We start from the raw sequence: 3,444 nt of genomic DNA, 5'->3' as shown, positions 1-3,444 counted from the left end.
TCTCTCCTCGCTCCTCGGCATCATGCCGAGGTCGCGCGGACGATCCACTCAACGCCCTTGGTTCAGATTTCCCGAGCCGGCTCGGCCGACGACATGCTCGACACGGTGGGTGCGGGTCAGACCCTGATCGCGGAAGCCGCCCATGACGGCAACCGGCTGCGCGAACGTCTCGCCGCGCCTGGGGCAAAGGTCGTCATCCGGCCGATCCTCCGCCGATCCGCCGCCGCTGGACCGGGCCGGCTACCGCAGACGCAATCGGATCGAGCGGTTCTTCTCCAAGCTCAAGCATTACAGGGCTGTCGCCACCCGCTGCGAGAAGCACGACGCGAACTTCCTCGCCCTTGTCAAACTCGCCGCAACCCGCATCTGGTTGCGTGCTTGTGAGTCGGTGTCCTAGTGTCCATGAAACCTGCAGCAGGCCGAACCGATCCTGTTCAAATAACGGCTTCTTCGATAAACGGCTCGTTCGCCGGAATGCGCTCGAAGCGGAACGGCGTCAGATCAAGCGTCCGGAATTCTCCGTCCACGATCAGTTCCGCCACGGCCCGTCCCACGGCCGGCGACTGCTGCAGGCCGTGCCCCGAGAAGCCGTTGGCGAACATGAAGTTGTGCAGCTCGGGGTGGAAGCCGACAATGCCGTTGTGGTCCAGCATGTTGTATTCGTAATGCCCGGTCCAGCTTTGCTGCACCCGTAGTGAATCAAAGGCCGGGATGCGGTGCCACAGGGCTGGCCAGATGCGGTCCTCGAACTCGGCGTGCTGCATCTCGAAGTCGTCGTAATCGGCCGGGCCGTCGTCCAGGGGCGTGTTGCCGGTCAGGAACAGCTCGCCTTCCGGGCGGACGAAGGTGCCTGACAGGTCGATGACATTCGGCATCCGTCCCGGGATCGGCGTGCGACTGGCGAAGACGAAGCTGTAGCGCTTGAAGGGCGCGACCGGGATCGACAGCCCGGCCATCGCGGCAACCTGCTGGGCGCGGGGGCCGGCGGCGTTCACCAGCGTGCCGCATTGGATGGTCTCGCCCGTCGCCAGCCGGACCGCGATCACCTGGTTGCCGGCCAGGTCCAGCCCGGTGACGGCATTGTCGACATATTCGACGCCTTCCATCCGGGCCGCCCGGCGCAGGCCGTTCAGCATCCCCATCGAGTCGAACCAGCCTTCGTGGCGCGAGCCCCATGCGCCTCCGCCCAGGTCGTCCACGTTCAGCCATGGAAAGCGGTCCTTCAGCGGGCCGGGTTCCAGCCAGACCGTATGGGCGCCAATGCTGCGCTGCAGGTCGACGCGGGCGCGGGCGGCCTCGACCCCGTCGGGCGAGACGCAGTAAAGATAGCCGTGTTCCCTGAACCCCAGATCCGGCGCGGCCTCTCCCTGGAAATAGGGGGCCATGCGCTCGGTGAAGGTCGTGATGAACTCGATCCCGAACTGGCTGATCTTGACGTTGATCGGGTTGGAATACTGCTGCCGGATCGCGCTGGTCGACAGTGCGGTGGATGAGAACTCGTAGGTGCTGTCGCGCTCGACCACCAGCACCGAGGGGTTCGGCCCCAGCTTCTGGGACAGCCAGTAGGCGGTGGACGACCCGACGGCGGCGCCTCCGACGATCACGATGTCATATGCGGCTTGGCGGGGGGCCTTGTATTTCGGGATGGGCATCTGGCGGGCCTCAGGCAAAGGATGCAATCAGGTTGTCCGAGCCGCGCGCGAGCAGCCCGAGGTCGGAGCCGACGGCGACCATGGTGAAACCGTCCTTCAGATAGCGGTCGGCATCGGCCTTGACCGGCGCGAGGATGCCGCTGGCCTTGCCCGCCTTTGCCGCCGCGCGGCGGACCTGCGCAATGGCGTCCTGCACATGATCGGCGTTCGGGTTGCCCATGGCGTTCAGGTTGGTGGACAGGTCGCCCGGTCCCACGAACAGCACGTCCACGCCGTCCACCGCGGCGATCTCGGCCGCGTTCGCCACGCCGGTTGCGCATTCGATCTGCACCGCCAGCAACTGGTTCGCCCGAGCGTTCTGGTGATAGCCCGCAATGCGGCCGAACTGGTTGGCGCGGTGGCCGACCGAGAAGCCGCGGATGCCGCCGGCGGGGGCATAGGCCATGGCGGCGGCGACGGCGCGGGCCTGGTCGGCCGTCCGGACGTTCGGCACCATCAGGCTGCGTGCGCCCGCGTCCATGAACTGCTTGATCAGGTTCGGATCGTCCGAGTGCAGGCGCACCGCCGCCTCGCAGGGGAAGGCCGCCGCGGCCTGCAACTGGGTGACGATGCTGCGCAGGTCGTTCGGGCTGTGCTCGCAATCCAGCAGCAGCCAGCCCGCGCCGGAACCCGCCATGATCTCGGTCGTCAAGCCGCTTGCCAGCGAGCACCACAGCCCGATGCAGGGCTTTCCCTCGGCCAACGTCGCCTTCAGCACATTCCTGCGTTCCTCCATTTTTCTCAGTTCCCGTGATTCCGGCTTGCGATTTGTATGATGTCATATATCACATGAGGTGTAGTCCGTAGGCAATTGCAAAAGGTGGACAGGTGAGGATCGGCTTCATCGGACTGGGTGTGATGGGCGCGCCGATGGCCCGCAATCTCGTGGCGGCGGGACATGAGCTTACGGTCAGCCTGAACCGCTCTGGCCTGCCGGAGGGGCTTGAGGCAAGGGTCGCAGCCTCGCCGGCCGAGGTCGCCCGAGACAGCGAGGTCGTCATCACCATGCTGCCCGACACGCCGGACGTGGAACGGGTACTGCTGGGCGAGGGAGGGGTCGCCGAGGGCATCGCACCCGGCGCGCTGGTCATCGACATGAGTTCGATCAGCCCCATCGCCACCGCCCGGCTGGCCGAGGCGATCCGCGCCAGGGGTGCGGGCTATCTGGACGCTCCCGTGTCGGGCGGCGAGGTCGGCGCCAGGGCCGCCAGCCTGACGATCATGGCCGGCGGCCCCGAGCCCGAGTTCCGCCGCGCGCTGCCGATCTTCGAGGCGCTGGGCAGGAACATCACCCTCGTGGGCGAGGCGAATGGCGCGGGCCAGACCTGCAAGATCGCCAACCAGATCGTCGTCGCCCTGAACATCGAGGCCGTGGCCGAGGCGCTGGTCTTCGCCGCCAAGGCTGGCTGCGATCCGGTGAAGGTGCGGCAGGCGCTGCTGGGCGGCTTCGCCTCCTCGCGCGTTCTCGAGGTCCATGGCCAGCGGATGATCGACCGCAGCTTCGGCCCCGGCTTCCGCATCCGGCTGCACCAGAAGGACCTGAACCTCGCGCTGGACAGCGCCCGGGCGCTGGGTGTGGCGCTGCCGGGAACGGCGGCGGCGCAGCAACTAATGAATGCCTGCGCGGCGCAGGGCGCGGCGGACAGCGACCATTCGGCAATGGCGCTGGCGCTGGAGCAGTTGGCGAACCACCAGATTTCGAAAGGCGGTGAATGATGCGCGGAACCGGCAAGGCCGATGTCTTCGTCATGCT

At 67.0% G+C, this 3,444-nt stretch carries 4 protein-coding genes; 2 read left to right on the top strand and 2 right to left on the bottom strand.

The window, feature by feature from the left end:
- Positions 1-142: 142 nt before the first annotated feature.
- On the top strand, positions 143-397 hold the full coding sequence (locus Q4F04_RS16065) for a transposase (protein ID WP_368660736.1): 255 nt from the start codon (positions 143-145) through the stop codon (positions 395-397).
- A gap of 37 nt (positions 398-434) precedes the next feature.
- Here Q4F04_RS16065 and Q4F04_RS15030 read toward each other — a convergent pair whose 3' ends face one another.
- Both Q4F04_RS15030 and Q4F04_RS15025 read right to left on the bottom strand, forming a co-directional pair.
- Positions 435-1,652, bottom strand: a complete 1,218-nt coding sequence (locus tag Q4F04_RS15030) for an FAD-binding oxidoreductase (RefSeq protein ID WP_303370605.1) — start codon at positions 1,650-1,652, stop codon at positions 435-437.
- Positions 1,653-1,662: 10 nt separating this feature from the next.
- Positions 1,663-2,427 (bottom strand): HpcH/HpaI aldolase/citrate lyase family protein, encoded by a 765-nt coding sequence (locus Q4F04_RS15025; RefSeq protein WP_303370604.1) that lies wholly within the window; start codon positions 2,425-2,427, stop codon positions 1,663-1,665.
- 92 nt (positions 2,428-2,519) lie between these two features.
- Between Q4F04_RS15025 and Q4F04_RS15020 the strand changes: the two genes are divergently transcribed.
- The gene (locus Q4F04_RS15020) at positions 2,520-3,407 is read left to right on the top strand and encodes a 2-hydroxy-3-oxopropionate reductase (protein ID WP_303370603.1); all 888 of its coding nucleotides are present in this window, start codon (positions 2,520-2,522) and stop codon (positions 3,405-3,407) included.
- Positions 3,408-3,444 lie beyond the last annotated feature (37 nt).

This window comes from Paracoccus sp. (in: a-proteobacteria), from assembly GCF_030536915.1.
Lineage (GTDB): Bacteria > Pseudomonadota > Alphaproteobacteria > Rhodobacterales > Rhodobacteraceae > Paracoccus.
This window is presented reverse-complemented; position numbering and strand designations above follow the sequence as displayed.

Excerpts from the sequence above, each read along its gene's own strand:
- Q4F04_RS16065 (WP_368660736.1), top strand. The coding sequence starts at position 143 with ATGACGGCAACCGGCTGCGCGAACGTCTCGCCGCGCCTGGGGCAAAGG.
- Q4F04_RS15030 (WP_303370605.1), bottom strand. The coding sequence starts at position 1,652 with ATGCCCATCCCGAAATACAAGGCCCCCCGCCAAGCCGCATATGACATC.
- Q4F04_RS15025 (WP_303370604.1), bottom strand. The coding sequence starts at position 2,427 with ATGGAGGAACGCAGGAATGTGCTGAAGGCGACGTTGGCCGAGGGAAAG.